This is a genomic window from Nonomuraea solani, from assembly GCF_900108335.1.
In the GTDB taxonomy this organism is placed as follows: Bacteria; Actinomycetota; Actinomycetes; order Streptosporangiales; family Streptosporangiaceae; genus Nonomuraea; species Nonomuraea solani.
Map to the genome: position 1 here is coordinate 361,258 of NZ_FNVT01000009.1, position 26,405 is coordinate 387,662.

General features: G+C 69.1%; 20 protein-coding genes and 2 pseudogenes. 7 read left to right on the top strand and 15 right to left on the bottom strand.

Features of this window, described 5'->3' with window-relative positions; all coding sequences use genetic code 11:
* Positions 1-59: 59 nt before the first annotated feature.
* The 5 genes from C4V41_RS31250 to C4V41_RS31265 all read right to left on the bottom strand — a co-directional run bounded on the left by C4V41_RS31250 (position 60) and on the right by C4V41_RS31265 (position 2,575).
* A complete protein-coding gene (locus C4V41_RS31250; protein WP_146103852.1) occupies positions 60-560 on the bottom strand; it encodes a hypothetical protein in 501 nt (166 codons plus the stop codon).
* Positions 561-629: 69 nt separating this feature from the next.
* On the bottom strand, positions 630-788 hold the full coding sequence (locus tag C4V41_RS62110; RefSeq protein ID WP_160150463.1) for a hypothetical protein: 159 nt from the start codon (positions 786-788) through the stop codon (positions 630-632).
* Positions 788-1,345: a hypothetical protein gene (locus C4V41_RS31255; protein WP_103959542.1), complete on the bottom strand. Its 558-nt coding sequence runs from the start codon at positions 1,343-1,345 to the stop codon at positions 788-790. The genes C4V41_RS62110 and C4V41_RS31255 overlap by 1 nt, the downstream gene beginning before the upstream one ends.
* Positions 1,335-1,844 carry a hypothetical protein gene (locus C4V41_RS31260; RefSeq protein ID WP_103959543.1) on the bottom strand — a complete coding sequence of 170 codons (510 nt, stop codon included), beginning with the start codon at positions 1,842-1,844 and terminating at the stop codon, positions 1,335-1,337. Before C4V41_RS31260 ends, C4V41_RS31255 begins: the two co-directional genes overlap by 11 nt.
* Positions 1,832-2,575 (bottom strand): hypothetical protein, encoded by a 744-nt coding sequence (locus C4V41_RS31265; RefSeq protein WP_103959544.1) that lies wholly within the window; start codon positions 2,573-2,575, stop codon positions 1,832-1,834. Before C4V41_RS31265 ends, C4V41_RS31260 begins: the two co-directional genes overlap by 13 nt.
* Before the next feature lie 479 nt (positions 2,576-3,054).
* Here C4V41_RS31265 and C4V41_RS31270 point away from each other — a divergent pair, with 479 nt between their 5' ends.
* The gene (locus tag C4V41_RS31270) at positions 3,055-5,625 is read left to right on the top strand and encodes an FG-GAP-like repeat-containing protein (RefSeq protein WP_160150464.1); all 2,571 of its coding nucleotides are present in this window, start codon (positions 3,055-3,057) and stop codon (positions 5,623-5,625) included.
* Positions 5,626-5,932: 307 nt separating this feature from the next.
* Positions 5,933-14,716: a DNA/RNA non-specific endonuclease gene (locus tag C4V41_RS31275; protein ID WP_103959546.1), complete on the top strand. Its 8,784-nt coding sequence runs from the start codon at positions 5,933-5,935 to the stop codon at positions 14,714-14,716.
* A 395-nt stretch (positions 14,717-15,111) separates the two neighbouring features.
* Here C4V41_RS31275 and C4V41_RS31285 read toward each other — a convergent pair whose 3' ends face one another.
* The 5 genes from C4V41_RS31285 to C4V41_RS31305 all read right to left on the bottom strand — a co-directional run bounded on the left by C4V41_RS31285 (position 15,112) and on the right by C4V41_RS31305 (position 17,616).
* Positions 15,112-15,432 (bottom strand): helix-turn-helix domain-containing protein, encoded by a 321-nt coding sequence (locus C4V41_RS31285; protein ID WP_103959547.1) that lies wholly within the window; start codon positions 15,430-15,432, stop codon positions 15,112-15,114.
* Positions 15,429-15,791, bottom strand: a complete 363-nt coding sequence (locus C4V41_RS31290; RefSeq protein WP_235030475.1) for a type II toxin-antitoxin system RelE/ParE family toxin — start codon at positions 15,789-15,791, stop codon at positions 15,429-15,431. Before C4V41_RS31290 ends, C4V41_RS31285 begins: the two co-directional genes overlap by 4 nt.
* Positions 15,792-16,460: 669 nt before the next feature.
* Positions 16,461-16,682, bottom strand: coding sequence for a hypothetical protein (locus tag C4V41_RS31295; RefSeq protein WP_103959549.1), 222 nt, complete (start codon positions 16,680-16,682; stop codon positions 16,461-16,463).
* 31 nt (positions 16,683-16,713) lie between these two features.
* Positions 16,714-17,085: a hypothetical protein gene (locus tag C4V41_RS31300; protein ID WP_103959550.1), complete on the bottom strand. Its 372-nt coding sequence runs from the start codon at positions 17,083-17,085 to the stop codon at positions 16,714-16,716.
* A 6-nt stretch (positions 17,086-17,091) separates the two neighbouring features.
* The gene (locus C4V41_RS31305; RefSeq protein WP_103959551.1) at positions 17,092-17,616 is read right to left on the bottom strand and encodes a transposase domain-containing protein; all 525 of its coding nucleotides are present in this window, start codon (positions 17,614-17,616) and stop codon (positions 17,092-17,094) included.
* A 374-nt stretch (positions 17,617-17,990) separates the two neighbouring features.
* Between C4V41_RS31305 and C4V41_RS31310 the strand changes: the two genes are divergently transcribed.
* Together C4V41_RS31310 and C4V41_RS31315 are read left to right on the top strand one after the other, a co-directional pair.
* Positions 17,991-18,665: a response regulator transcription factor gene (locus C4V41_RS31310; protein ID WP_200824344.1), complete on the top strand. Its 675-nt coding sequence runs from the start codon at positions 17,991-17,993 to the stop codon at positions 18,663-18,665.
* Entirely contained in the window at positions 18,662-20,158 is a 1,497-nt protein-coding gene (locus tag C4V41_RS31315) for a HAMP domain-containing sensor histidine kinase (RefSeq protein ID WP_200824345.1), read from the top strand. Before C4V41_RS31310 ends, C4V41_RS31315 begins: the two co-directional genes overlap by 4 nt.
* 55 nt (positions 20,159-20,213) lie before the next feature.
* On the opposite strand, the gene C4V41_RS65905 is transcribed toward C4V41_RS31315, so the two are convergent.
* The 4 genes and pseudogenes from C4V41_RS65905 to C4V41_RS63245 form a co-directional block, all read right to left on the bottom strand.
* Positions 20,214-20,624, bottom strand: coding sequence for an MMPL family transporter (locus C4V41_RS65905; RefSeq protein WP_327537480.1), 411 nt, complete (start codon positions 20,622-20,624; stop codon positions 20,214-20,216).
* Between the two features lie 40 nt (positions 20,625-20,664).
* Positions 20,665-21,246: pseudogene (locus C4V41_RS65460) on the bottom strand (MMPL family transporter); the annotation flags it as partial.
* 175 nt (positions 21,247-21,421) lie between these two features.
* On the bottom strand, positions 21,422-22,390 hold the full coding sequence (locus C4V41_RS65465; RefSeq protein ID WP_200824364.1) for an aromatic-ring hydroxylase C-terminal domain-containing protein: 969 nt from the start codon (positions 22,388-22,390) through the stop codon (positions 21,422-21,424).
* Positions 22,299-22,822 (bottom strand): annotated as a pseudogene (locus tag C4V41_RS63245) (transposase). Before C4V41_RS63245 ends, C4V41_RS65465 begins: the two are co-directional and overlap by 92 nt.
* Positions 22,823-22,993: 171 nt before the next feature.
* On the opposite strand from C4V41_RS63245, the gene C4V41_RS31335 reads away from it, so the two are divergent.
* Complete coding sequence (locus C4V41_RS31335) at positions 22,994-24,202, top strand: monooxygenase (RefSeq protein ID WP_235030476.1); 1,209 nt, start codon at positions 22,994-22,996, stop codon at positions 24,200-24,202.
* A gap of 258 nt (positions 24,203-24,460) precedes the next feature.
* Here the strand turns inward: C4V41_RS31335 and C4V41_RS31340 are convergent, their stop codons facing one another.
* Positions 24,461-25,126, bottom strand: coding sequence for a response regulator (locus tag C4V41_RS31340; protein ID WP_103959554.1), 666 nt, complete (start codon positions 25,124-25,126; stop codon positions 24,461-24,463).
* Between the two features lie 237 nt (positions 25,127-25,363).
* Here C4V41_RS31340 and C4V41_RS62115 point away from each other — a divergent pair, with 237 nt between their 5' ends.
* Both C4V41_RS62115 and C4V41_RS31355 read left to right on the top strand, forming a co-directional pair.
* Entirely contained in the window at positions 25,364-25,699 is a 336-nt protein-coding gene (locus C4V41_RS62115) for a hypothetical protein (RefSeq protein ID WP_160150465.1), read from the top strand.
* Between the two features lie 228 nt (positions 25,700-25,927).
* A complete protein-coding gene (locus C4V41_RS31355) occupies positions 25,928-26,401 on the top strand; it encodes a helix-turn-helix domain-containing protein (protein WP_146103853.1) in 474 nt (157 codons plus the stop codon).
* Positions 26,402-26,405 lie beyond the last annotated feature (4 nt).

Genomic DNA, 26,405 nt, shown 5'->3' on the forward strand with positions numbered 1-26,405 from the left:
CGCGGCCGCGATCGCCGAGCAGCCCCCGCAGGCACTGTCGGCGACCACGACCAGCCGCTCTACCACGGCCACAGCCCCCACGCGAGCGCGGCGACCGTGGCGACCCCCGTGGCCGAGGCCAGCAGGCGGGCGTTCATCGACCAGACATCGCTCCAGCCGCCGTCCTCGCTGTGGCCGATGCTGGCCGCCGCCATGATCCAGCGAGCGACCGCGAAGCCCGCCCCGGCCGCCAGCGCGCCGTTCCATGGCAGTGCGAGCAGCACCGCGGCCAGCACGAGGTGGGGCAGGGAGGAGGGCGAGTACGTCCGCATCCCGGTGCCCATCTCGAAGCCGAACTGGATGCCTCCCAGCACCCGCCCGCGATGCAGCACGTGCTCGGGCACGAGCCTGGCGTTCTCCGGCACCGGCAGCTTGATCAGGCCGACCTCACGCAGGAGTACGGCGGCTGCCAGCACGGCGAGCGCCGCCAGCCGTACCGGCAATGGCAGAAGACCCTGCACGATGCCGCCCAGAATCACCCCGACGGCGGCCACCGTCAGCGCGCCCAGCAACAATCCCACGCCGAAGTAGGCGAGGGCACCACGACCGCGCCAGACCGACGCGCTCAGCAGGAATGCCGAGTTGTGGCTTCAAGTGCTGCCGGAGTTCGCGTATCCGGCATTGAGCCCCGCGAAGAAGAAGACGAGTGCCAGCGGGCCCCCCACGGTGATCGGCAGTACCGTCCCCAGGGTGATGGGGACGGCCAGCGTCAGCGGATTGAGGGCCAGCCGGCGAAGGGCGGGCGGCATTAGCACATCGCAATCGTCAGGTCGCTGTGGTGCGTGCCGTCACGCCAGGTCACGGTGGTGTAGGCGTCGGAGCAGATGTACTGCTGGCCGCCGGACTTCCAGCGCCAGGCGTTCTTGGCCGAGGTGGTGCCGCAGCTGTCGTCGATGCGCGCCGCGTTGGTGTACTTCTCCTGGTCGGAGGCGCCGGGCTTGTGCGTACGGCTGCCCTCGAAGTGGCGGCGCGTGCTGTTGCACGGGTAGGCGCCCATGCGCCAGCCGCCGAAGCAGACGGCCTTGCCGTCGCCCCACCAGTTGTTGCGTCCCTCGTCGTAACCGCCGTCGGGGTAGGACCTCTCGCAACTGTTCTCGTCCCAGACCGAGGTCGGCCCGGCCGCCCTGGCCTGCCGCTTGTTCAGCGCCCAGTCCAAGGGGACGAGCGCGGCGGCCATCACCGAGACGGCCATGCCCTTCGCCAGGGTGCGGCGGCTGGACGGCAACGCGCCGATCAGGGTCCTGACCCGGCTGGGCTGGGCGCCCTCCGGCATGGCGTCGATCGCCGGGATCTCGTCAAAGCGCATGGCCGCTCCTCGCAGCTTGAAGTGAGTTCATCAGCTCGGGCAGGTCCGTGTCGCCGTAGACGAACCGGCGTGCGATGACCGCCCCCGAAGGATCGATCGCGAACAGGCAGGGTGCGTACCCCTCGTACAATTCGCGCCACTGGCCTGCGTCGGCGAGCACCTGGCCGGTGGTGAACGCCTCGGCCATCTCCTTCTCGACGACCAGCCCGAGGACGCGGACGCCCGGCCAGGAGGACTCGTGCAGCGTCGTCCACGCCTGATGGCAGACCGCGCAGGTGCTGTCCATGAGGAGAACGACCGACGCCACCTCGCCGTCCTGCGGCCGGAGCGCGGGAACGACCGTCGTGCTCTCGTTGTCCAGCCGTGCCGTGTTCGGGTTCAGCACGTTCTGCTCCAGCGCGCGCAGCCTGGAGTAGACCGCCCCGACGGCGACCAGCGTGAACAGGGAGGCGAGGAGTGCGAGCAGCGAGACGGCCAGCGACAGGCTCACGCCGCCCACGCCACCTTGAACCCGGCCAGGACGTCCTCGACGAAGCCTTCGTCGGCCGCGCGGAAGGAGCCCGCCTCCGGGTCGAAGGTGAACTGCACAGTGAAGACCGCGCTGCTGTTGGCGTAGATGTACTTGTGCTCGTACGGCGTGCCACCGACCCTGGCCTTCTGCTCCGGATCGAGGTCGAGCGGGATCTTCCACACCTCCGCGTCACCACGGCCGGCGCCCCGGAACTCGGGCAGCGTCTCGCGGGCGGCACGGGCGTCGCTCGCCATCACGATGAGCCGGTCGTTGCGCCCGATGACCTTGGTCGCGAACTGCTGGGTCGCCGCACGTACGCGCGGCCTGAGCGTGGCACCCTCAGAGCTGTCGGTGAACTCGACCGCCGCGACGAGCGCGTTGAGCACCGACCGGCGTGGCGCCGGGCCGGCGAACCACGTCTTGGCCTCGTTGTACGGGCCGACCCAGACCAGGCAGCTGTTCGTGCGGTCGATGCTCTCGTGGAGGGTGAGGTCGTAGCCGTGGCGGCGGAAGGTCTCGACCCGGCCACCCGGGAAGATGTGCGTGGGCAGGGCGCTGTTGCCGCCCTTCTGGACCAGCGTGAAGGCGTGGGCGAAACCCGGCCCTGCCATCTTGGTGAGTCCGTGCCATTCGAGCGCGCCCACCGAGTCCGGCAGCTCGATCGTCAGCCGGGCGGCATCAGCCGCGGCGCGCGTGAACCGGGAAAGCATGATCGTCATAAAGGTGCCCCCAGAAAGAGCGATCTCCCCAGACCGCATGATCATTGCCAGCTTAGACATTACGAGAACGCCACCCGACATAGCAATAGATAAGGCGATAACAGGACTTTCCTGATGTGACTAATACGCCCACGACGGCCGTGGAGCGGCGACCTGACGACGGAGCGCAGCCGGCTGATGCCGCAGCACCAAGATCTCCAGGCCCTGGGATGCCTGTGACCAGGCAAGCAGCGCGATCCGGCCGCAAAACGATCAAGTGCAGCGGATGAATCGAATATGCAAACCCCACACCACCGTCAATGGTGTGACGTACAACTCAGGTTGACACCAGCTACATCAATAGTTTAGGCGGATTTCAACCCTAGGGTTGACGCCACGATCGCTTTATTTCGATAGCTTCGCCGCGTTCTGTCTTGTCTAGGCGGAGGTCGGCATCAATGGCCAGGAATCGCCTGCTCAGTTGGTTATGCACCCTAACGTTGATCGCGTCGGTAACGGTGACCGGCCTGGCGCCCTCCACCGCGTACGCGGCCGCTCCCTGTGCCGCCGCCAACCTGTATGCCCGGCAGGTGATTACCCCTGCCACGGCCACCGCCGGAGCCAGGTTCGGTGCGACCTCCGTCAGCGGCGACTTCAATAGGGACGGCTTCGCGGACGTGGCCATAGGCGCGCCCGGTGACTCCGTGTCAGGCGTGTCAGGCGGCACCGTGACCCTGTTCAAGGGATCGGCGAACGGCCTGGTCACCCCCGGCATCCGCCTCACCCAGGCCAGTGTGGGGGGCGGGGTCGAAGCCGGTGATCGATTCGGAGCCGCGCTGGCGGCGGGTGACTTCAACAAGGATGGCCATACCGACCTCGCCGTGGGCTCGCCGGGTGAGGCAGTGGGTTCGGCCGCCAAAGCCGGCGCGATCGCCGTCTTCCCCGGCGGCTCGGGTGGGCTGTCGGGCGGCAACTGGTTCGACCAGACGACAGGTGACGGCGGCGACGAGGCCGGCGACACCTTCGGCACCGCGCTGGCGGCCGGTGACCTGAACGGCGACGGGTATGCCGATCTGGCCATCGGCGTGCCGGGCGAGATCCCGGCCGCTGAGACGGCCAAGGGCGGCTCCATCTACGTGTACAAGGGTTCGTCGAGCGGCATCGTCAAGGGGTGGGCGGCCAAGCAGGAGGACGCCGGCGGGAGTACCGAGGCAGGTGACAGGTTCGGAGCGTCGCTCGCGGCCGGCAACGTGACCGGCAGCGGGCACGCCGACCTCATCGTGGGCGCTCCCGCGGAGGCGCCGGGCTCCGACCCGGCCGGCAGCGGCGGCATCTACATCATCCCGGGCGCCGCCTCGGGTAAGGCCGCCGGGTTCGGAATGACCCAGGAGGGCAACGGCGGCGGCAACGAAGCCGGGGACAACTTCGGCGCCACGCTCGTCATCGGCAACTTCGACAAGGACGGCTACGCCGACCTCGCCGTCGGCGTCCCGGGTGAGGTGCAGGGCACCGATGTGAAGAGCGGCTCGGTCGTGGTACTTCCGGGCGCCGCCACCAAGCTGGACACGGCGTTCTGGCTGCAGGAGAGCGGCGGGGCCGAGGAAGCCGCCGCGGGCGACAGGTTCGGCGCCACGCTGGCGAGCGGCGACGCCGACCGCGATGGGCATGCCGACCTGATCATCGGCGCGCCGGGCAAGTCGTACGGCCCGGCGGGGGCCGGGGTGGCCTTCCTGTTCCGTGGCGGCCCTCGCCGGGCGAACTCCACGGTCAGCCTCACGACCGGCCGCCGTATCACCCAAATCGACGCCGGTGATGTCAACGAGGGCGGTGACAACTTCGGCTCGGCCGCAGCGCTCGCCGACTTCAACGGCGACGGCAAGGGCGAGGCGGTCATCGGCGCCGCGGGTGAAGGACTGAGCGGCCGGCCCACCTCGGGCACCGCCGTGTCGTTGTCACGGCTGACCCCGGCCACCTCGGCGCCCGTGCCGGTCGCGTCGTACACGCCCACGGCCGCCCGGCAGGCCTCGCCCATTCCCGGCGCACAGGTCGGGCCGCTGGCGTACGCCTACACCGACAACATCGGCCGGCTGCTGCACGGCCACCAACCTGACCCTGACAACTTCGGCTCTGTGCAGTGGACGGCGATCTCCGGCACAGAGGCTTACACCGGGCGGCCCGCGCTCGGCGAACAGGCTGATGGGCGGCCGCAGATCGCCGGCCACAACGCCGCCGGCCCGATCTCGACGATCACCCAAGCCACGAAGAACACGCCCGGTTGGGCGGCGTGGCTGCCCGGCGATATCCCCATGGCCTCGCATGCGACGATCGGCAGGCTGGAGGACGGCCGGCCGGTGGCCTTCGCCGTGGACACCGGTGGTGTGCTGTGGGCACTGCCGCAAACCGCGGCGGCCGGGCCGTACACCTCGTGGATCAGCCTCGGCGTTGCCGGGTTCGGCGGCGTCACGCCAGAGGTCGCCACGGTCAGCGGCGGGATCAGGGTCTTCGCCGTGGACTCCGCAGGGATGCTGCGGACCATGCTCTACGCCAACGGCTCAGTCACCGGGTGCACGAGCATCGGCCAGCCGGGCCTGACGGTGACGCCGACGGTCGTGGTCTATCCCGGCAGCAAGATCCGGCTGTTCGTCCGCGGTGAGGACGGGACGGTCCTCACCAAGCGGCAGGACGACGCCGGGGTGTTCCCCGACGCCTGGGAACGGGTGCCGGGCTTCACCGCGGCAGGGCAGCCCTCAGCTCTGATCAGCCCGCTGAGCGGCAAGACCGAGATCGTCGCCCGTGGCGCGGACGGGGCCGTCTACAGCACCGGCGAGAGCGTACAGGGCTCCGGGACATGGCGGGACTGGGCGCGGGTCACGTTCGATCCCGACACGAGCGCGACCGATCCCACCGCGTTCGCCTTCACCAACGCCAACGGCCCTTCGTGGGCCTTCCTGTTCCGCACCGCGGACAACCTGACGCGGGTCTACCAGGTCTCCTCGCAGGTGGCCGCCGCTCAGGAGCAGGGCGACGCCGTGACGTTCACCCGCAAGGAACTCCCCGAGCCTCCTCGTTAGGGAGAAGACCATGGAGACGCGGCGTTCGAAGGCCGTCACGTGGATACTGGTCGTCCTCCTGGCCGTATCGGCCGGCACCGTGGTCGTGAACCCTCCGGCTTGGCGCCCACGGCCCTCGGCCCAGGAGTGGGGATCAGCGGCCGGGCTCGGCCACGTGGTCGGCGCGCGCAATGACACGCGGCCGAGAACGTTGCGCTCCACGTATCCTCTGGCGCGGGCTTCGCAACCGCCTCCACCTCCGAATCAAGCGACCGTCGGGCAGGCTCCTGTCCCCGAGGAACGACCAGGCACGCGGACCGGCCGAGAATTGGTCGGCGCCCGCACCGCCTATACGCGGACCTTCGCCCACGCCGATGGCAGGCAAACCACCGAGTTCTCCTCCCGCCCGCTGCATTACCAGGGTCCTGACGCGATCTGGCGGCCGATCGACACGCGGGTGGTGCCCGCGGGCGGAGGCGCGCAGGCCGCATCGGGGCGGGGATGGCGGAACGCGGCGGACGCGGTCGACATCAGGCTCGCTCCCCGGGCCGGCTCCGGTGATGTCGTACGGCTCGCCTTGGACGCCGATCACGAGATCGCCTACGGGCTTCTGGGTGCCGCGCCCGCCGCGGGCCGGGCCAGGCGGCACAGCGTGCGGTACCCGGGCGTGTTGACGGACACGGATCTGAACGTCGTGGTCACCGCGGGCGGGATGAAGAAGACCATGGTGCTGCGGTCGCCCGACGCACCGGGCACGTTCCTGTTCTCTCTGAGAACGCGGAACCTGACCGCCAGGATGGACGGCGGGCGCGTGCTCTTCACCGACGAAGCGGGCCGGACGCGGGCGGTGGTGCCCGCCACCCTCATGCGGGACTCGGCCACCGTCCCGGCCCGCTCCCCGGGGGTCTCCTACGAGCTCGTCACGGTCGGCGGCGCCCAGGCGCTCAAGGTGAGCGCGGACCGCGCCTGGCTGCGGGCCCCGAGCCGGAAGTACCCGGTGATGATCGATCCGCCTGTGGAGGCCGCGACCGCCGGGGCCGGCATGTCAGTCGGCGACGACGGCAGCACCGGCGGCGGCCAGATCCTAGCGCTCGGCAGGCGGTCCGCGGCCTACGTGGCCTTCCCTCAGCTGGACGAGAAGCTCAAGTACCACCGGATCTTCGGTGCCAGCCTGTGGATGGTCAATTACGACTCGGGCACGTGCCGGGCGCGGCCGGTCACCGTCCACCCGGTCATGCAGGCGTGGACGGCGGGCTCCGGGTACTCCTATCCGGGCCCCGGTGTCGGGCCTGCGTTGACGCGCAAGTCGTTCTCGTACGGACACATCGCCCTCGGCGCCACCCGATCGAAGTGCCCGACCAAGCCCGTGGTGTTCGATCTGGGAACCGGCGGCCGGGACCTGATCCAGCGCTGGGTGAACGGCCGGCAGGCGAACTATGGGCTGTCGGCGCGCGATGCCTCCCCCGACGGGCTGGGCAGCAAGAAGTTCACCGGGCACGACACGGCCAACCCCCCGCGGCTGTTCGTGACGCACAGCCCGTACAACGCCACCTACGCGCTCACGAACGCGGTACCCAATCCGCCGGTCACCCAGGCTCAGAGCGGCAAGATCAAAATCACCGTGACCAATATCGGCGCGGAGACCTGGACCCCGGCGACCTACTATCTGGGCTACCGCGTCTACGACGCCAAGGGAAAGCTGGTCATCCAGCGGCGCTCGGCGAATCTCACCCAGAACGTCGCGAGAAACTCCAAGGTCAAGCTGGACGCGGAGATCAAGCCGCTCAAACCCGGAACGTACTCCATCGACTTCACCATGGTGCACACCGGCGGGCCGGTCTTCACCGACCACCAGGTGCCGCCGATCCGGCTGATCCTGAAGATCATCGACATTCCGCCGGTCCTGCAGGAGGTATATCCGCCCAACGGCTACCAGGCTCCGACGCTCACCCCGCAGTTGTGGGCCACCGCCGTGGACTTGGACGCCCCTCCGGGGTCGGCGCTGTCGTACAAGTTCGAGGTCTGCGAGAAGACCGACAGCGGCGGCACGACGGGCTGCTTCGACTCGGGGTACGTCCCGACGCACGCCTGGACGGTCCCGACCGGCAAGCTCTTCTGGAGCAAGACCTACCAGTGGCGGGTGTTCGTCAAAGACGGCACGACTGAGGTGCCCTCCCCCCGGGTCACGCTGCTGACCTGGGTGCCGCAGCCGGAGCTGACCTCGCGGGTGGCGGGCTCGCCACAGGGCGCGCAGGACAACGCATTCGATCCGCAGACCGGCAACTACTCCACCGATGTCGTGGACGCGGCCACGTCCGATCTGAACGTGACGCGCGTCTACAACAGCGCCGATCCGCGCAGGAGCACGATCTTCGGGGCGGGCTGGACAACCCAGTTCGACATGCGCGTCGTGCCCGATCAGGACGGCTCGGGCAACGTGGTGGTCAGCTACGCCGACGGGCAGCAGGTGCGCTATGGCCGTAACCCCGACGGCGGCTACGCACCTCCGCCGGGCCGTCAGGCGACGCTCACCGCCGACGCCTCCGGCCGTTGGAAACTGACCGACAAGTCAGGTACGACGTACGAATTCGGCAGCGACAAACTGTCCAAGATCACCGACGCGAACTTCCAGCCCCTCACTCTCACCTACGACCTCAACGGCAGAGTGTCCAAGGCCACCAGCCGACCGGGCGGGCGCTCACTGACCTTCACCTGGTCGGGCGCGCACGTGGCGAGCCTGAGCACCGACTCTGTGGACGGCAAGCCGCTGACCTGGTCCTACACCTACAACGGCGACCTGCTCAGCAAAGTCTGCGCGCCAGACGCCGCCTGCACCGTCTACGACTACACCACCGGTTCTCACTACCGCAGCGCGGTGCTGGACTCCCGTCCCGAGGCCTACTACCGGCTCGGTGAGGACGAGGGAGTCACCGCGGCCAGCGAGGTCGCCGTCAACCTCGGCAAGGACGCGGGCAGCCATGCCAACGTGACGCTCGCCTCCCCTGGCGCGCTCGCCGGGACCGGTGACACCGCCGCGTCGTTCAACGGCACCACCTCGCAGGTGGATCTGCCGCCCGGCACTGTGAAGAAGACCCGGGATCTGGCCATCGAACTATGGTTCAAGAACAGCGTGACCGGCTCCGGCGGCCCGCTCGTCGGATACCAGGACAAACCCCTCGGCACCACGCCGGGCATCGGTGTGCCCCTCCTGTACGTCGGCACCGACGGCCTGCTTCGGGGCCGGTTCTGGAGCGGCGGCACCATCACGCCGATCACCGCACCCACGCCGGTCAACGACGGCCGCTGGCACCACGCCGTGTTGTCCGCCATGGGCTCCACGCAGACCCTCTACCTGGACGGCAAGACCGTCGGCACGCTCACCGGCCAGACCCCGAATCACATCACGCTCACCCACAACCAGATCGGCGCCGCCGCCGTGGCCCCGACCGCGTCCTGGCCGGGGTGGGGCGCGCAGACTCGCAGGTCGTATGCGGGCGTCATCGATGAGGTGGCGATCTACCAGCACCCGCTCGGCCCCGACTCCGTCGCGACGCACCACCGCGAAGGGCTCGCGGCGGCCGGCGCGCTGGCGAAGGTGACACTACCGAGCGGCAAGGTCGCGGCCGAGGTCGGCTACGACGTCCAGCAGGACCGAGTTTCGGAGTACACCGACGCCGACGGCGGCACCTGGCAGCTCAAGCGCCCGGTCGTGTACGGCGGCGACACCGACCTGCGCAGGGCCGTCGAAGTCCGCGATCCGTCCGGGTACCCCTACCTCTACGAATACGACGCGCTGGCCGGCCGCATCATCCGGCTGGGCCTTCCCACGGGCCTTACGGTCACCGACCCCGACCAGCCGCCCACCCCTCTCCCATCGGCCACACCGACCTACGTCTGCACCTCCCCCGACCCGGGCGACCCGTCCTTCTGCACGACGCTGCCCGGCAACCAGGGCGAGGCTCCCGACTTCATCGACCATGTCCTGGACGGCGTGACGATCCGCACCTTCGGCTACGACGACCAGGGCTACCTGACCACCATCACCAATGAGAACGGCGAGCCGGTCAAGCTCACCTATGACAAACGCGGCAACATCCTCACCCGGACCACCTGCCGGGCCGACAAGAACTGCCAGACGGTCTCCTACACGTATCCGCCGGTGAGCAACCCGGCCGACCCGCGCAACGACCTGCCGACCGAGGTCCGCGATGGCCGTTCCACAGGCACGAGCGACAACCGCTATCGCACCGTGTACTCCTACACCGCCTCCGGGAATCTCCTCTTACGAACCGACCCCGAAGGCGGCCAGGTCAGGTACGCCTACACCACCGGCTCCGAACCCGCTCCCGGTGGCGGCGCCATGCCCGGCGGCCTGCCGCTGACGATGACGGACGAGCGCGGGGCCGTGACGAAGTACTCCTATTTCGCCAACGGTGACCTCGCCCAGCTCACCAGCCCGGCGGGGATGGTGACCCACTACACCTACGACACGCTCGGCCGGCTCACCTCCGAGACGGACGTCTCCGACAGCGTCCCGGCCGGCGCGAAGACCACGTACACCTACGACGCGTTGTCCCGGCTCACCACGACCACGCGCGCCGCCACCACGAACGCCGTCACCGGCGCCCGCCAACAGCAGCGCGTCACGGCCGCTTACGACCCCGACGGGAACGTCACCGCGATCAGGTTCGCCGATCTCGCCTCGGACGCACCGCCGAGGGCCGTCGCCTACGACTACGACGACCACAACCGGGTGGAGCGGGTCATCGACGCGGAGGGGCATGAAAACACCTACGAGTACGACGTGCACGGCAACCTCCTCGCCACGGTGGACTCCCAGGACAACCGGTTCGAATACCGGTACACCTCACGCGGCATGATCGCCGAGGTGCGCCTGCGGGACTTCGACGGCGACCCGGAAGGGGCTCCGGAGACGGGACCGTACCTGGTGCTGAACTCCTACGCCTACGACCATGCCGGCCGGCTGGCCCGCGAGACCGATGCCATGGGACGCACGGTGACGTACGCGTACTACACCGACGAACTGCTCAAGAGCGTCACCCAGAAAGACGTCAAGAGCCCCGACGGCAGCAAGCACGACCGCGTCATGGCCTCCTACGCCTACGACGGGGCCGGCAACCCCACCGAACACGTCACGGACAACGGCGCCACGGTCGTCGCGAACACCTACGACGCGACCGGCCGCGTGGCCTCCTCGACGCTCGACCCCGGTGGCCTCGCCCGCCGCACGACCTACCGCTACGACGGCGCCGGCAACGTGACGCAGGTGGCCCGCTCGGGCAAGCCGTCCAACGTCGGCTGGGCGCTGCCGACCGCGCCTGAAACGGTCGACATCACCTACGACGGGCCAGGCCGGGCGATCAAGCAGTCGGTCAGTGCCGGCACCACCACGCTCACCAGCTCGTACGCCTACGACCAGCGTGGTCTGACCGTCGCCACCACCGACCCGCGCGGCAACCTGCCCGGCGCCGACGCCACCGCGTTCACCACGACCTACGGCTACGACGAGATCGGGCGGCCGATCAGGATGACCGGCCCGCCGGTGGCGGCGGAATCCGAAGGCGGCCCGGCGACGACGGTCAGGCCGCAGGAGTTGACCGGGTACAACGCCTTCGACGACACGACCGAGCTCAAGGACCCGCTCGGCAACGTCACCCGCACCGAGTACGACCGGCTCGGCCGCCCCGTGAAGGCCCTGTCCCCCTCCTACACCCCGCCGGGATCGACCACCCCGGTCACTCCCACCATCGAGACCCGTTACGACAGCCTGGGCAACGTCGTGGAGCTGATCGACTCGCTCGGCAACTCCACCATGTACACCTACGACCGCCTCAACCGGCTCCAGGCCGAGGATCGACCGGCCACGACCAACGGTGAGCGAGCCGAATGGCGCTACACCTACGCCCGCACCGGCGAAGTCCTGTCCGTCACCGACCCGACCGGCGCCCGGTCCGAGACGACCTATGACGACCTGGGTCGCCCGATCACCGCCACGCAGGTCGAGCGCCGGCCGGTCGCCCGAGACCTCGTCACTCGCTACACCTACGACGACGCCGGGAACACCACCAAGATCCTTTCGCCCAGCGGCCTGGCAACGACCTCCGTCTACGACACCGTGAACCAGCGGATCAAGACGACGGACGCCGCCGGCGTGAAGACGGAGTACGGCTACGACGCTCTCGGCCGCCAGGTCCGCATCACCGACGGGCTCAACCGGACGAGCAAGCTGACGTTCGACGGTTTCGGGCGACTGGCCACCCTGGCCGACCTCAGTCCCTCGGGCGCCGAGCTACGCAAGCGCGAGTTCGTCTACGACGCCGTGGGCAACCCCACCGTGACCATCGACCGGGAATGCCACAAGACAACCTTCGCCTTCGACGCCCTGAACCGGCTGACCGAACAGATCGAGGAGGTCAGTGACACCGCCTCCATCACCACGACGTTCGGATACGACGCGGCCGGCTTCCAGAGCCGGTATACCGACGGCCGCGGTAATGCCACGACCTACACGGTCAATTCCCTGGGATTACCGGAATCGGTCATCGAACCCGCCACCGCCGCCCACCCGGCGCCCGCCGACAGGACGTGGACGGCCGGCTACGACAGGGCCGGCAATCCGATTTCTCTCCTCGCGCCCGGCGGGGTCAGCCGACGGCGCGTCTACGATGCCGCCCAGCGCCTCGTGGAGGAGACGGGCTCCGGCGCCTCGACGAGCAAACGCACCCTCGCCTACGACTTGGCCGGCCGCCTGGTCGCGGCCGGCGAAGACACGTACACCTATAACGACCGCGGCCTGATTCTGTCCGCCGCCGGGCCATCGGGCCAGGCCACCATGGCCTACAACGACGAAGGCCAGCTCATCCAGCAGACCGACGTGGCCGGAACCTCCACCTTCGGCTACCGCGGCGGCCGCCTGGACACACTGCGCGACGGCATCACGGGCGCCAGCCAAACGATCGGGTACGACACCGCCGGGATGACGTCCCGAGTGGATTATGGCGGCGGACGGATCCGCACGTTCGGCTACGACGACATGAGCCGGATGGTCAGCGATAACCTCAAGAACGCCGCCGACGACAACGTCCTCTCCAGCACCTACGGCTACGACAACTGCAACAGGACCACCAGTAAGAAGACCACCGGAACGGCCGGCGCCGCCCAGAACTCCTACACCTACGACTACGCGGGCCGCATCACGTCCTGGACGAAGGACACGACGACCTCGAAGTACGCCTGGGACGACTCCGGCAACCTGACCGCCGCGGACGGCACCACCAGAACATTCGACGAACGCAACAGACTACGCACGTCCGGTACGTCGACTTACACCTACGCACCACGCGGCACCCTGGCCACAGTGAGCGGCCCGAACGGGACGAAGAACTATGAGTCTGACGCTTTGGACCGCCAGACGACGGCCGCGTCGTCCCGTTACACCTACGACAGCCTCAATCGCCCAGCCACCCGCGACGGCACTCCCTTACGTTACGCCGGTACCGCCCAGCAGCCCTCGGCCGACGACACGTCCCGCTACACCCGCAGCCCGGCGGGCGACCTGCTGTCCTTCGACAAGGGCGGCGAGCGGCGCCTGGCCCTGTCCGACAGGCGCAAGGACGTCATCGCCGCCATCGCCCCCGACGGCTCGCTGACCCAGCCCGCAGGCTCGGCGGCCTACGATCCGTTCGGCGCCATGATCGCCGAGAGCGGGACCATGTCGAACGCCGGTTTCCACGGCGACTGGACCGACCCCGGCACCGGCCACGTTCGCCTGGGCGACAACTGGTACGACCCCGAGACAGCCGCCTTCGGTCGTCCCGAGGACCAGTACCCCGACCCTGTGCCCAAGTCGATCAACGCCAACCGCTACACCTACGGGCACGGCGCCCCGATCGACATGCTCGACCCCAGCGCGAGTGCGCCGTGCATGTGCATCGGCTGGCTGTTCGGCTTCCTGTTCATCTACCCCTGTGTCCACATCGGGCCTCCCGCAGGCGAGAAGTACACCCCCATCGATCCCAACACCGGACAACCGTTCCGCCCCCCATCGGACCCCGGCGGGCCCCCGGGCAGCGGCAGCCCGCCACGCACGGGCAGCCCGCCGCGCCGACCAGGGCCCACGCCCGAGGAACTCGCGGCACAGGCCCGCCGCAGGACCGAGGAGGCTCGTAGGCGCGCGGAGCAGCAGGCCAGGAGAAATCCCTATCGACTCGATCCCGACCTGAGCAATCCGGATTACGCCAACCCTGGCGACAAGATCACCGAGGATTACAAGCGGCCACCACGCGCCACGAAAGGCACGCACAACGTCATCGCCGACACCGTGCGGTCGCTGCGGCTGCTCCATGGCAACGCCGTACGCGACGCCGGGTCGGTCGTCACGCCCATCTCCATCCCCACCGCCACACCGCCCGCGCATGCGATCCCCGTCCCGCTCCCGTCCATCGGTCAGCTCCCGCCGCCTGGACCGGCGGGAGTCGCCCAGGCCGGCAACGGCCAGGACCCACGCCCCATCAAAATCCCTGTCGACATCGGTGACACGTTCCGCTATCCAATCCCTGGGACGAACGGGGACTACCCCACCTCTCCTGCGACCCCACGCAGAGACGACGACGATGACGGTTGCCGCCCGTTCAAGCAGTACCTGCCTCTGGACAGCGCCGGCCGCACGACCCAGGCGCGAGCCCAGTTCTGTAGCGCCGCGGACCTGAAGGGTGGCTCGAAAGCGCTTAAGAGCATCCATCCGTCAGGGTGGCCGACCGGTCCCAACGGGGAGTTCATCAACCCTGGAAACGCCTTCTCCCGCGGACATCTCATCGCCAACCAGCTCGGTGGCAACGGCCGGGACCCGCGCAATCTGTTCACGATCTACCAGAGGATGAACAACTCGGCGATGAAGCGCTATGAGTACGCGGTCAAGAATGCCGTGCAGAAGAACCACGAGCAGGTCTACTACGAAGTACGTCCGGTCTACCTGGGCCACTCGCGCCGCCCGTCCGGGATCTACATGTACGCGCGCGGGAACAAAGGGCTGTATTTCAACGTCACGATCCAGAACAGCCGAGGCCAGAGCATGTTCCCTTGGCAACGCTGACCGGCGGAGCAAGGCGGGCCCGTACCAGTGCCGCGAGATTCCTCGGTTACGAGATCACCGTTCAGCACAGCCGATGCCGGCCGAAGGTCAACGGCCACATCCGGCTGCGCGTCCCACGAACGATGATCAAGACCAAGGCCGCCCCGTACCTCGAACACGGCAAACCCGAACGCCGCACAGCACGTGGTAGGTGTGGACCTCGGCCACGCCGGCCTGCGGCGTTGCAGGTCAGCGGGGGTGCGCGAGTCCACATCCGTCCACCGGGGCCCGTGATTGTCCACTCCTGTTGCCGTCAGCGTAGCCGTCAAGTCGCATGTGGACGTCAGAGGCAGCGTGTGATCAGGTCGGGGGCCGGGTTGCTGATCCTGAACGGGATGAGACGGTCGCTGCCCCGATCAGGCGACACGTTGCCAGGTGTCTCCGAAGTCGGCGATGACCTTCAGTTCTCCGCCCAGGGCGCGGATGTAAAGGCCGAGGGTGGCCAACTCGGCGATGGAGCCGTTCTCGATGGCCGAGACGCGCTGCTGAGACACCCCCATGGTCTGGGCCACCTCGGATTGGGTCAGCCCTACCTTCTTGCGCATGTCGGCCAGGAACTCCCCGCGCACCTTGACCACGCGGCGCTCGCGCGCCTCGGCCACCGCCTGGCGGTCGTCGGGGTGGACGAACTCGGTGAGGAACTCCTCACGGGAGTAGGAGTGAAACTCGGTGCTCATGGCAACTCCTTCAGATACGCCTCATACCATTGCTCGGCCAGCGGGATGGCGTGGCGGTACCACTGGTTCCATTGCCCGGACTTGTCGCCCGCGATCAGCAGGACCGCGTTGCGCAGGGGATCGAAGACGAACAAGATCCGTACTTCGCTGGCTCCACTGGATCCGGGCCGCAACTCCTTGAGGTTGTGCACCTGGGAGCCGCTGATTCGATCCACCAGAGGGCGTCCCAGGACCGGCCCTTCGTCCAGGAGTCGGTCGATGGCCTCGGCGACCAGTCTGCGCGTTACCGGATCGCCGGTGCGCAGCTCGTGGAGCCAGTCGCGGCCTGGGTGGTCAACACCAGTCGATAGGCCATTCACCCCTCCTTGCACAACAATCTTATTGTACTCCGAGGAGTTGGGGAAGCACGCACTCCCGCACCACCCTGCCCGCTCCCTCCCCTGCCCCGGATAGCTGCCCAGATCGGCGACTCGCGCCCGGGTTCGGTCAAGGGTGACGCGCAGCGGCATCGGCGAAGCCGACGCCGTAGGCGCCCTTGACGGGTTCCGGGTGCCGCCGAACAACTGGGCAGCCGGGGCGGAGAGAACCGATCGTCGATGTCCCGCGATGACCTCTCACACGTATTGGCCGCTGCCGCCATGGTGTTCTTTGCGCGTGGGCGGCGCGGGCCGCGACCGGCCGCAGAGCCGCAGCGCGGCCGGTGACCGCCCGGCGCGCGGCAGCCCGCCGCAGGCGGGCTGCCCTTGATCACGTACAGATAGTTGCTTTCTGATCTCGGCCGCCTCTGGCCCAATGCCGTTTAGATAGCAGTTGATCATGGTTTTCGTTGGGTGGCCGATGGTGTGGGCAAGAGCGTGACGGTCGGCGGTCCTGTGTACCGGATGCCCTTGTCGGAGGGGCGTCGCTCACGGTAGCTGCTCTTGCGGGAGCGTTTGACGGCTCGTGGGTAGGAGTGGTGGCGGCGTGGGTTCAGGTTCCGTCGGTGCGCGACCTGGTGGAGGGCCCGGGTCCAGGAGACGTCGGGGGGCTCAGGGGGAAAAGGCCGCACGGTCGGTGACCGAGCGGCGCACGATGCGGACGGTGCCCAGGAACTTGATCCGGTCGGGGTCGATCCCAGTCGCGGTGGCGGCGGTGCAGATCAGCGTGCATAACGCCCAGTGGGTCAAGAGGGAGGCCCAGATCTCCTGGTAAGCCAGTTCGGGGATGCGTGAGCGCAGTATCCGGCCCGGCCCGCGCAGGTGCGTCTTCAACTGGTCGATGCCGGTTTCGGCCTCCTAGCGATCATGGTAGCAACGGGCCAGGTCCTCGGCGGTGGCGTCGGCCGGGTCGAGCATGCTGGTGATCAGCCGGATGTGCTCGCCCCTTGCGGTCGGGCACGGTGTAGTCAACCACGCGGACGATCACCGCGTGCTCGGGGTCGAGGTCGCGGCCCTGGCGGGCGGCCTCGCGCAGCCGGTCCTTTTGCGATCGGCGCAGGCCGGAGGGTTTGGTAATGACGGCGAGCCAGGACCCATCCTCCAGGTCACCCAGCCAATACGGGCGAAGCCCGGCTTGGCTGCGCCAGAGCAGGTGCGCGCCGCTGTGCCGGGCCTGGTTCCAGGCAGGAAAGCTGTAGAAGCCGCGGTCGGCGGTCAGGAGCATCTCCTCGGTCAACTGCTCCTACAGGGAGAAGGCGAGGGTCTGTTCGCCGGCCCAGCGCCCCGCCACGTCAGCAGCCACCATGGCGTGGCTCGCGCACTCGCTGATGGCAACCACCCGAGCCTGCGGGAAGGCGGTCTCGTACCCACCTGCGCTGTCACGGCCGAACTCGGCGACGTTCGCCTCGGTGTCGGGCAGGTCCACGACGAACCCGTCAATCGCCATCACCCGTCGGTCGTGCAGCCACGCGCCGGGCGTCGACTCGGTCGCCGCAGGCCGGGCGACCTGCTGGAACACGTCCTTGACCGGCTCAGTTCCCAGCCGCTGGCGGGCTTGGGTGATCGCCCCGCGGGTCGGCGCCTGCCAGCGCGCCCCCATCTGCTGTGGAAGGCCTACCTGCGCCGCTTCGATCAAGAACACTTTCACCGCTTCGCCAAGGTCTACCTGGGCATGGCCCGCGCCCACCTGGCCAGCGCACAGGCCACCGACCGCTGGATGCATCTGATCATGGCCGCCTACGCCCAACTGCGGCTGGCCAGCCCTCATGTCGATGACCTACGCCGCCCCTGGCAGCCACGTCCCGAACCGGGAAGACCACTCAGCCCGTACCGGGTCCGCCTCGGCTTTCGCCGTCTCCGCGCAAAACTGGGAACGCCCGCCGACTCGCCGAAACTCACCCGGCCAGGCCCCGGACGTCCCAAAGGATCAAGGAACCGGCCGAAAGACAAGCGTCCGCCCTACTGCAAGACCGGAACCACCGACAACGGGCACCGAGAGTGACGTTAAATCGCAAGTTTAGGCATCCGTAAGAGCACGGCCCGCGGGCACCACAGCGGGGACGCTCTAATCCTGGCCTCAGGTTGATCGAGGATAATGAGCGGCAAAAGCATCGACTGGAGGGGCGGGCCGGCGTGCGGATCATGATCGCGGATGACGAGGCGGCCATCCGTGAGTCGCTGGAGCGGGTGCTCCAGGTCGAGGGTTACGACACCAGCACCGTCGCCAACGGTCTCGCCGTGCTCGACGGGGTCGGTGGCGACGCGCCGGATCTGCTGATCCTCGACGTGATGATGCCCCGCCTCAGCGGGTTGGAGACCTGCCGGCGGTTGCGGGCGGCGGGTCGGGATCTGCCGGTGCTGATGCTGACCGCCCGGGATCAGGTCTCCGACCGGGTCGCGGGGCTGGACGCTGGTGCCGACGACTATCTGCCCAAGCCGTTCGCCACCGAGGAGTTGCTGGCCCGGGTCCGGGCCCTGCTGCGCCGCCGCGCGCCCGGCGACGACGAGTCGCAGATCCTGACGTTCGCCGACGTCCGGGTCGATCCCGACAGGTTCGAGGCGTGGCGGGGCGGGCGGCCGCTCCGCCTGACCCGGACCGAGTTCTCCCTGCTGCAGGTCCTCATGCGCAACGCGACCCGGGTGTTGACCCGCGACGTGCTGTTCGAGGCGATCTGGGGCTTCGACATGAGCGTCACCTCCAACAACCTCCAGGTGTACGTGAGCTACCTGCGCCGCAAGATGGAGGCCGAGGGTGAGCCGCGATTGATCTACACGCTGCGCGGCTTCGGGTACACGTTGCGGGAGACTCCTCCGTGAGCAGGCCCGCCGGCCGGGACTCGCGCCGGCTGACCCGTTGGTGGCGCCGACGGTCCCTGCGGACCAGGCTGACGGTGATCGCGGCGATAGCCATCGCGGTCAGCGTGTTCGTGGCCTTCCAGGTGGCCAGCGAGCTACTGGACTGGGAACTGCAGGACACCGCGGAGGATCAGCTACGCGCCGACTCCCGCGTCCTGGCGACGAACGCGGAGCGCGCCGGTCTGGCGCAGGTCCAGCTACCGCCGTATCCCGGATCCGGTCGGCTGGTGCGGGTCATCCTGCCCGACGGCTCGATCCGGACGCCGGCCGGCCAACCCGCGCTGCCCCCGGTCAGCGAGCACGCCGGGCGCGTGGCGCGGGGCGCGTCGGCCGACCTGATGGAGTCGGGCGACAGCGACGACGACGGCTACCTCATCTACACGCTGCGAGCGGGCGACGGCGCGGTCCAGGTGGCCCGCGTCGCCGACGACAGCCCGATCAACCGGTTCGGGTTGGGCATGCTGCTGATCGGGCTGCTCTGCGTGGTCAGCGGCGCCCTTGTCGGGCGGGCCGTGGCGCGGACCGGGCTGGCACCGATCGACCGGCTGACCGCCGCCGCGGTCCGTGTCGCGCACACCCGGGATCTCGACGCCGACATCCCGGATGAGGGCGGTGGGGAGATCCGTCGGCTGATCCAGTCGATCAACAACATGCTCGCCGCGCTCCGGGACTCCCGGCGGGCCCAGCGGCTGCTCGCCGAGGACGCCGCCCACGAGCTCAAGACCCCGCTCACCAGCCTGCGCCTCAATATCGAGCTGCTGATCCGGCTCGATCGGCGCGGCACCCTGGACAGCGCACTGCCGGCGGAGAGCCGGACCCGGCTGCTCAACGATCTCGGCGCCCAGGTGGCCGAGTTGAGCACCCTTGCCGCCGAGCTGACCGACCTGGCGCGCGGTGACGTCAGCGACGAGAGCACTGAACTGCTCGACCTCGCCGACGTGGTGGTGGCCGCCGCGACCCAGGCGCGTTCCCGCGTGCCTGACATCGAGGTCGCGCTCGACGTGACCTCCGTGTGGGTGAGCGGGCGTCCCGCTGCGCTCCAACGGGCGGTGCTCAACCTCATCGACAACGCCGGCAAGTGGTCCCCCGCGGACCAGCCGGTCCAGGTCCGGCTCCGTGCCCAGGGCGCGTCGGCGGTGCTCGAGGTCGACGACGCCGGGCCGGGCATCGACGCCGCCGACGTACCGCGGGTGTTCGACCGGTTCTACCGTGCCGACAGCGCCCGGGCGTTGCCGGGATCCGGTCTGGGGCTGTCGATCGTGCAGCGGGTCGTCGACGCCCACGGCGGCCGGGCCACCGTCGCCCGCTCCCCACGCGGTGGCGCGCTGCTTCGGGTCGACCTTCCGGCCGCCCCGATCGCGCGGCTCACCGCCGGGGCAGGACACCGCGGTGCGCCGACCCCAGCCCCGGCCGCACGGCGCAGGACCAAAGGGCGGCGACCGTCGGGCCCATGAAAAGATCCGGGACGGGCCTGGGCCCCCGTCCCGGATCTCGTCCGTGCCGCCGCGCTCACCGTTGCAGCGCGGGCTCCTCATCATCCACGAGCGGCCGTTGACCGTCGGGGAGCTCCACCGGTCGGGACAGCCGGCTCGGCCACCACATCCGCCGGCCGATCAGCAGGGTGAGGGCGGGCACCAGGACCGACCGCACCAGCAGGGCGTCGAGCAGCACGCCGAAGGCGACCAGGAACCCGACCTCGATCAGCATCACCAGCGGAAGCGTGGCGAGGACCGCGAACGTGGCCGCCAGGACCAGGCCTGCCGAGGTGATGACGCCACCGGTGGCGGAGAGGCTTTGAGCATGCCCTCTCTGGTGCCCAGACGCACGGTCTCCTCCCGGGCCCGGCCGGCCAGGAAGATGTTGTAGTCGACGCCCTTGAACCCGAGGATCGTGCCGAAGACGAAAGCGCCGAGTTCTGATCGTTGACCACGATGCCGAAGCCCTTGACGAGCAGGTCGACGGTCGCCATCGCGGTCAGTGCGGCCGCGCCTACGGCCACGAGCGGGATGAGCCACAACACCGGGCTGCGGTAGGTGAGGATGAGCAGGAGCGTGACGACGACGACGGTGGTGAGGAAGACCTGCAGGTCGAAGCCGTCGAAGACGGCGTCCATGTCGCCGTCGATCGCGGACGGGCCGGTCACGTCGAGTTCCAGGCCGGCGGGGCGGTCCTTCGCGGTGTCACGCAACGGGCCGACGATGGCCTCCGGTGCGCCGTAGGTCGTGCTCACATCGAGGGTGAACATCATCGCCTTGCCGTCGGTGGAGGGTCTCGTCTGTGGGCCCTCGTCGTCCTCGCCGGCCGAGGCCACCACCTTCGGCGAGTACCGCTTGGCAAGGGTGTTGTAGTGGCGCTCGACCGTCGCGCGGTCGGCGTCGGACATGCCGCCGGCGCGGTGGTACACGAAGACGAACGTGTTGTCGTCCCCGCCAGGGAGACTGTCCTCCAGCACCGCGACCTTGGTGGACTCGGCGCCGGCCGGCAGGGTGTCCGCGGCGCCGTCGGTGGTGACCGAACTCGACATTCCGCTCGGCGGCACCATGACCACCGCCAGCACCACCTACAAACCAATCACCAACCACGGCAGCCACCGGCCGGTACTTCCCTGGACGGCGCTGCGTTGACTGCCATTCACTAGCCTCCTACATACGTGTTACACCGCATATCTGACGCCAACTTCGTACCGAGCGAACCTGAGATGATGGTTAATACGGCGCTCAGGCCGGTTGGCCGAACCAGGTGCCCAGCGCACGCACCAACGTGGTGGCGTCGAGGTCCTGCCCGGTAGGCAAGGCCCAGGCGACACAGCCGTCGGGCCGGATGAGCAAGGCGTCGACGTCCACCCGGTCCGTGCGGGCGGTGACGGTGTTGACCCGTCCGGTCCACGCGGCCGCGGCGTCGCGGACCTCCGCGCGGTCGACGAGGTCGAGCAGGAGCTCACGACCCTCACGCAGCAGGTCCGCCGACCGGGTCACCGCAGTGACGACGTCCGGGTCGGGCCGCTCCCGGGTCAGCTTCATGTCCGGGCACAGGGTGCCGACGAGCCGGTGGTCGTCGCCCAGGTCGTACCGGACGTCCATGCCAGCGTCCCTGTCGGCGAGCATGTCGGCGAGCATGTCGGCGAGCATGTCGGCGACGTACCGGTGGGCGTCGTCGAGGTCCATCAGGTCGGAGAACATCTCCCACAGCGCCCTCGTCTGCGGGTCGGGTCGCATCAGGGTGATCTGGGCCCGGGTGTTCTGCAGCAGGCGCGCCGCGACCGGATGTCGTTCGGTGGTGTACGTGTCGAGGATGTCCTCGCCGACCCAGCCGTGTACCACGGCCGCGAGCTTCCTGCCGAGGTTCGCCGCGTCGACGTTGAGGCCCTGGCCGCCGACCGGCGCGTACACGGGGGCCGCGTCGCCGGCCGGCAGGACCCGGCCGGCCCGGTACGTGGTCGCCTGCCGCGCCGTGTCGATCCAGCGGGCGCCGGCGACATCGTGGTGATCGTAACGCCGGTGCCGCTCACCCGCCGGATGCTGTCCTGCAGGCGGATCAGGGTGCCGGGTAGTACGGGCAGGTCCCCGTCGTGGTCGATCCAGGCCGCGCGGCGGGTCAACCTCGGGTGGACGTGGTCCAGGCGCTGACGTTCGCGGTGCCGTACCAGCTGGTGGCGGTGCTCGTGGTGACTGCCGGGGGTCGGCCAGGTCGTCGGGCCGGCGAGGCGGAACTCGGCTCCAGGGCGGCGATGAACGAGTACGGCCGGCCCGGGATCAGCTGGGCCTGGTTCTTGCCGCGGCCATAGACGTGACAGAACAACCTGTCGGGGCTGGTGGCGGCGTCCGGGCGCAGCCGGGCGCTGACGTCCACGGCCAGGACCAGCCGCCCTCCCGCACACCGCGGTAGCGGCAGCCTGTAAGGACGCCACGGAGCCGTTCGACCTCGATCCAGCCCTTGTTCAGCGCGTCGTACGACGCGCCGTGCCCGCGCCGGTGCTCGGGCGGCAACGACAACCCGACCAGGGTTCGTACCGGCCCATCAGTACAGAGCACCGCGTCGGTGAGCTCGAACAGCGCGTCGACCCGCGCGGTCATGCAGGCGTAGAAGTCGGTTCTGAGCTGAGTTCGGCTCCCGTCCATCGCCGACGGACTTTCGTGGGCGTGACTTCGGGCCCAGTTGCGACGGGCCTTGATTCTCGTGCGGGTGTCGAACGGCGCTCCGGAGAGAAGTACCGTGGTACCACCTCCCTCCCGAAGATGACGACCGTGGTACGACGAAACGGGACGGAATCGGGCCTAGCGTTCAGGGCTATGACGAAACCTGAGAGTCCACTACGGAGGTTCGGGGCGGCCACCATGGCGCTGGCGACGGCGTTCGCCGTCGTCGCCGCCTGCGGGTCGGACGCCGACAACAGTGCGGCGCCCGCCGCGGCCGGCTCGCACAGCGCGCACGCGGGCGGGTCATCGGCTCCACCGCAGCCGCTGCGCGCCGGCGAGCGGTTCGTCGACTTGAAGATGGCCGAGGCCTACACGCCCGCGCCGCCGGAGGGCGGCGGCACGGACGAGTACCGGTGCCAGGTGATCGATCCGGGCCTGACCAAGGCGGCGTTCCTGACCGGGACCCAGGTCATGCCGGAGAACGTCGCCATCGCGCACCACGCCATCGTGTACGCGGTGCCGCCAGGCGGCGCTGCCGCGGTGCGCGAGCAGGACGCGAAGACCCCCGGCCTCGGCTGGCAGTGTTTCGGTGGGACCGGCGTGGACGGCGCCGAAGTCGAAGAGGGGGAAGCGGCGTGGGTGGACACCTGGGCGCCGGGCGCCATGGAGACGCTGTTCACCCAGGACGCCGGCTTCAAGCTGGAGCCGGGCAGCCTGATCGTCCTCCAGGTCCACTACAACCTGCTCGCGACCGACGGCAAGCCGGCCGGGTCGGACCGCTCGGCGGTGCGGCTGCGGCTGACGGACGGCACGCCGCAGACCCGGGAATTCGTCACGTGGCCGCTCGACGCGCCGACCGACCTGCCCTGCGCCGCCGACGAGTCGGGTCCGCTCTGTGACCGGGCGGCCTCGATCGCGGACGTGACGAAGCGGTTCGGGCCAGAGGTCGGCGGCACCGCGGACGAGCAACTGGAGGAGTGCGGCCAGCGCGCGCCGAAGCCCGGTGACACTCAGACCTGCGACCACAAGGTGCCGGCGCCGATGACGCTGTTCGCTGGTTTCGGCCACATGCACCTGCTCGGGCGGGCCATCAAGGTCGAACTCAACCCGGGCACCCCGAACGCCAAGGTCGTGCTGGACGTGCCGCAGTTCGACTTCGACAACCAGCGGCTGGTGAAGCTGCCGTCGCCGGTGGAGATCGCTCCGGGGGACACGCTGCGGGTGACGTGTACGCATGACGTGGAGCTGCGCAAACGGCTGCCGCAGCTGAGCAAGCTGCCGCCGCGCTACGTGGTGTGGGGCGACGGCACCAGCGACGAGATGTGCACGGGCATCATGACGGTCTCCCCCCGGAAGTCCTGACGAAGCGTCGAACGTGTGTGAGCTCACTGAGGTCAATAAGCCGAAAAACAGCTCTGAGTTCACACACGTCCGCACTGAACTCACACCCGTGCGGTGTCGTGGCGGTCGGACGGGCGGTGACGTGGGCGGCTGCGGGCGGACCCGGCAGCGGAGCGGTCGATCACGCGGAGCGGATCGGCCCGGAGCGGTGCGGTGCGGTGCGGTGCGGTGCGGCTGGAAACTACGGTCGCGCCCCCGACGGACGCGCGAGATGAAGCGCTAAATCGGCCGGGTGAGTCTCAGGTCGTAGGCGAGGATGACGGCCTGGATCCGGTCCCGTGCGCCGATCTTGGCGAAGACCCGCCCGACGTGGGTCTTCACCGTCGACTCCGACAGCGTGAACCGTTGCGCGATCTCGCCGTTGGTGAGGCCGTGGCCGATGGCGACGAGGATCTCGCGCTCGCGGCCGGTCAGGGAGTCCAGCCGGGGATCCTCCCGCACAGGCCCGCAGAGGTCATCGCCGAGCCGGTCGGCGAACGCGTCGAGCAGCCGCCGAGTCAGCGCCGGCGCGATCACCGCGTCCCCGGCGGCGACGGCCCGGATGCCGGCGAGCAGCTCCTCCGGGCGGGTGTCCTTCAGCAGGAAACCGCTCGCCCCGGCCCGCAGCGCGGCGAGCGCGTACCGGTCCACGTCAAACGTCGTCAGCACCAGGATCCGCGAACGCCCACCGGCGGCGACGATGCGCCGGGTGGCCTCGATCCCGTCGACGCCCGGCATGCGGATATCCATCAGCACCACGTCGGGATGCAGCTCGGTGGTCCACCGAACAGCCTCGGCGCTGTTCTCGGCCTCGCCGACGATCTCGGTGTCGGGGGTGCTCTCCAGCAGCATGCGAAACCCGAAGCGCTGCAGCGGCTGGGCGTCCACCACGAGCACAGAGATCATGAATGGCTGCCTTTCAGGGTCGCGTAGACGGTCCAGCCGCCGTCCGATGCGGGGCCGGCGCTGACCGTGCCGCCGTAGAGCGCGGCGCGTTCGGCCATGCCGGTGAGGCCGAGACCCGCGTCGCCCGGCGATGCCTACTTCATACCGAGCGAACCTGAGACGACTGTTAAACGGCGCTCAGGCCGGTTGGCCGCCGGCGCGGGTTCGTCGTCGGGCGGGCCGCTGTCGTGCACGACGATGTGGACCTGGCAGGAGTCGGCCAGCCAGGCTCAGGTCGACGGTGGTGCGCGGGCCGGCGTGCTTGAGGGCGTTGATCAGGGCCTCCTGCACGATGCGGAAGGCGGCCAGTTGCACGCCGAGGTCCAGCCGGTCGGGGCTGCCGGATCGCAATCATTGCAACAGCCGATTTCGCAGCGCTCGGATCTCGTGCTCCAGGGCGACGTTCGACTCCTTGCGGTGCTCGATGATCACACTTGTCTCGATCAGGGCTGGGAGACACTTGCGCACGGAAGCAGCCGAGGCTCCTCGGAAATAGCTCTAGTAAGCCTGATCAGGGCCTCCACGTGCGGCTGATTCGAACGGCGAGCACGGCGTGCGGTTTCGCCGCTGACCAGGCTGACGTCAGCTTCTCCCTCCGCTACCTACGCTCGATGCAGATCCACCTCACCGAATTCCACGGCAAGGACTGGACCGAAGTCTTACACCTGAAGGGTGTCAATACTCCGTTCACGGTCGTGAGCTGCGCGTTTCTCTAGGCTTCCTGGTCGGAGCAGTGGCCCTGGTCGGGCATGCTCGCAGCTCGTGACTCTCCGTTTCCTCTATATGATCTTCTGCCGCATAGTGGGCCGGCTGACGCTGCTGCGCCGGCACCGGCATCTGATCGCACGCCACTGGACCTACCCGAACCGGAGGATGGGACGGCCCGCGACCGATCCGGCGGTCGTGGCATTGATCCAGAAGCCGGCACGGGAGAATCCGCGCTGGGGCTACGAGCGTATCCGTGGCGAACTACGAAATCTGGGCCACCGAGTCAGCAGCGCGACGATCCGCCGAGTCCTGAAACGAGCGCGGCTCGGTCCGGCGCCGCGACGTGCCGATGACCGTTGGCGTGACTTCCTGCGCGTCCATGCCGCGAGCGCGCTGGCCTGTGACTTCTTCACGGTGGACACCGTCACGCTGCGCCGGTTGTACGTCTTCTTCGTGGTGGAGGTCGGCACCCGCTTACCCGCTGATTTCCGGTTGCCGGGGGCCAGCCGCTCGTCCAGGCGGGGATAGGCCC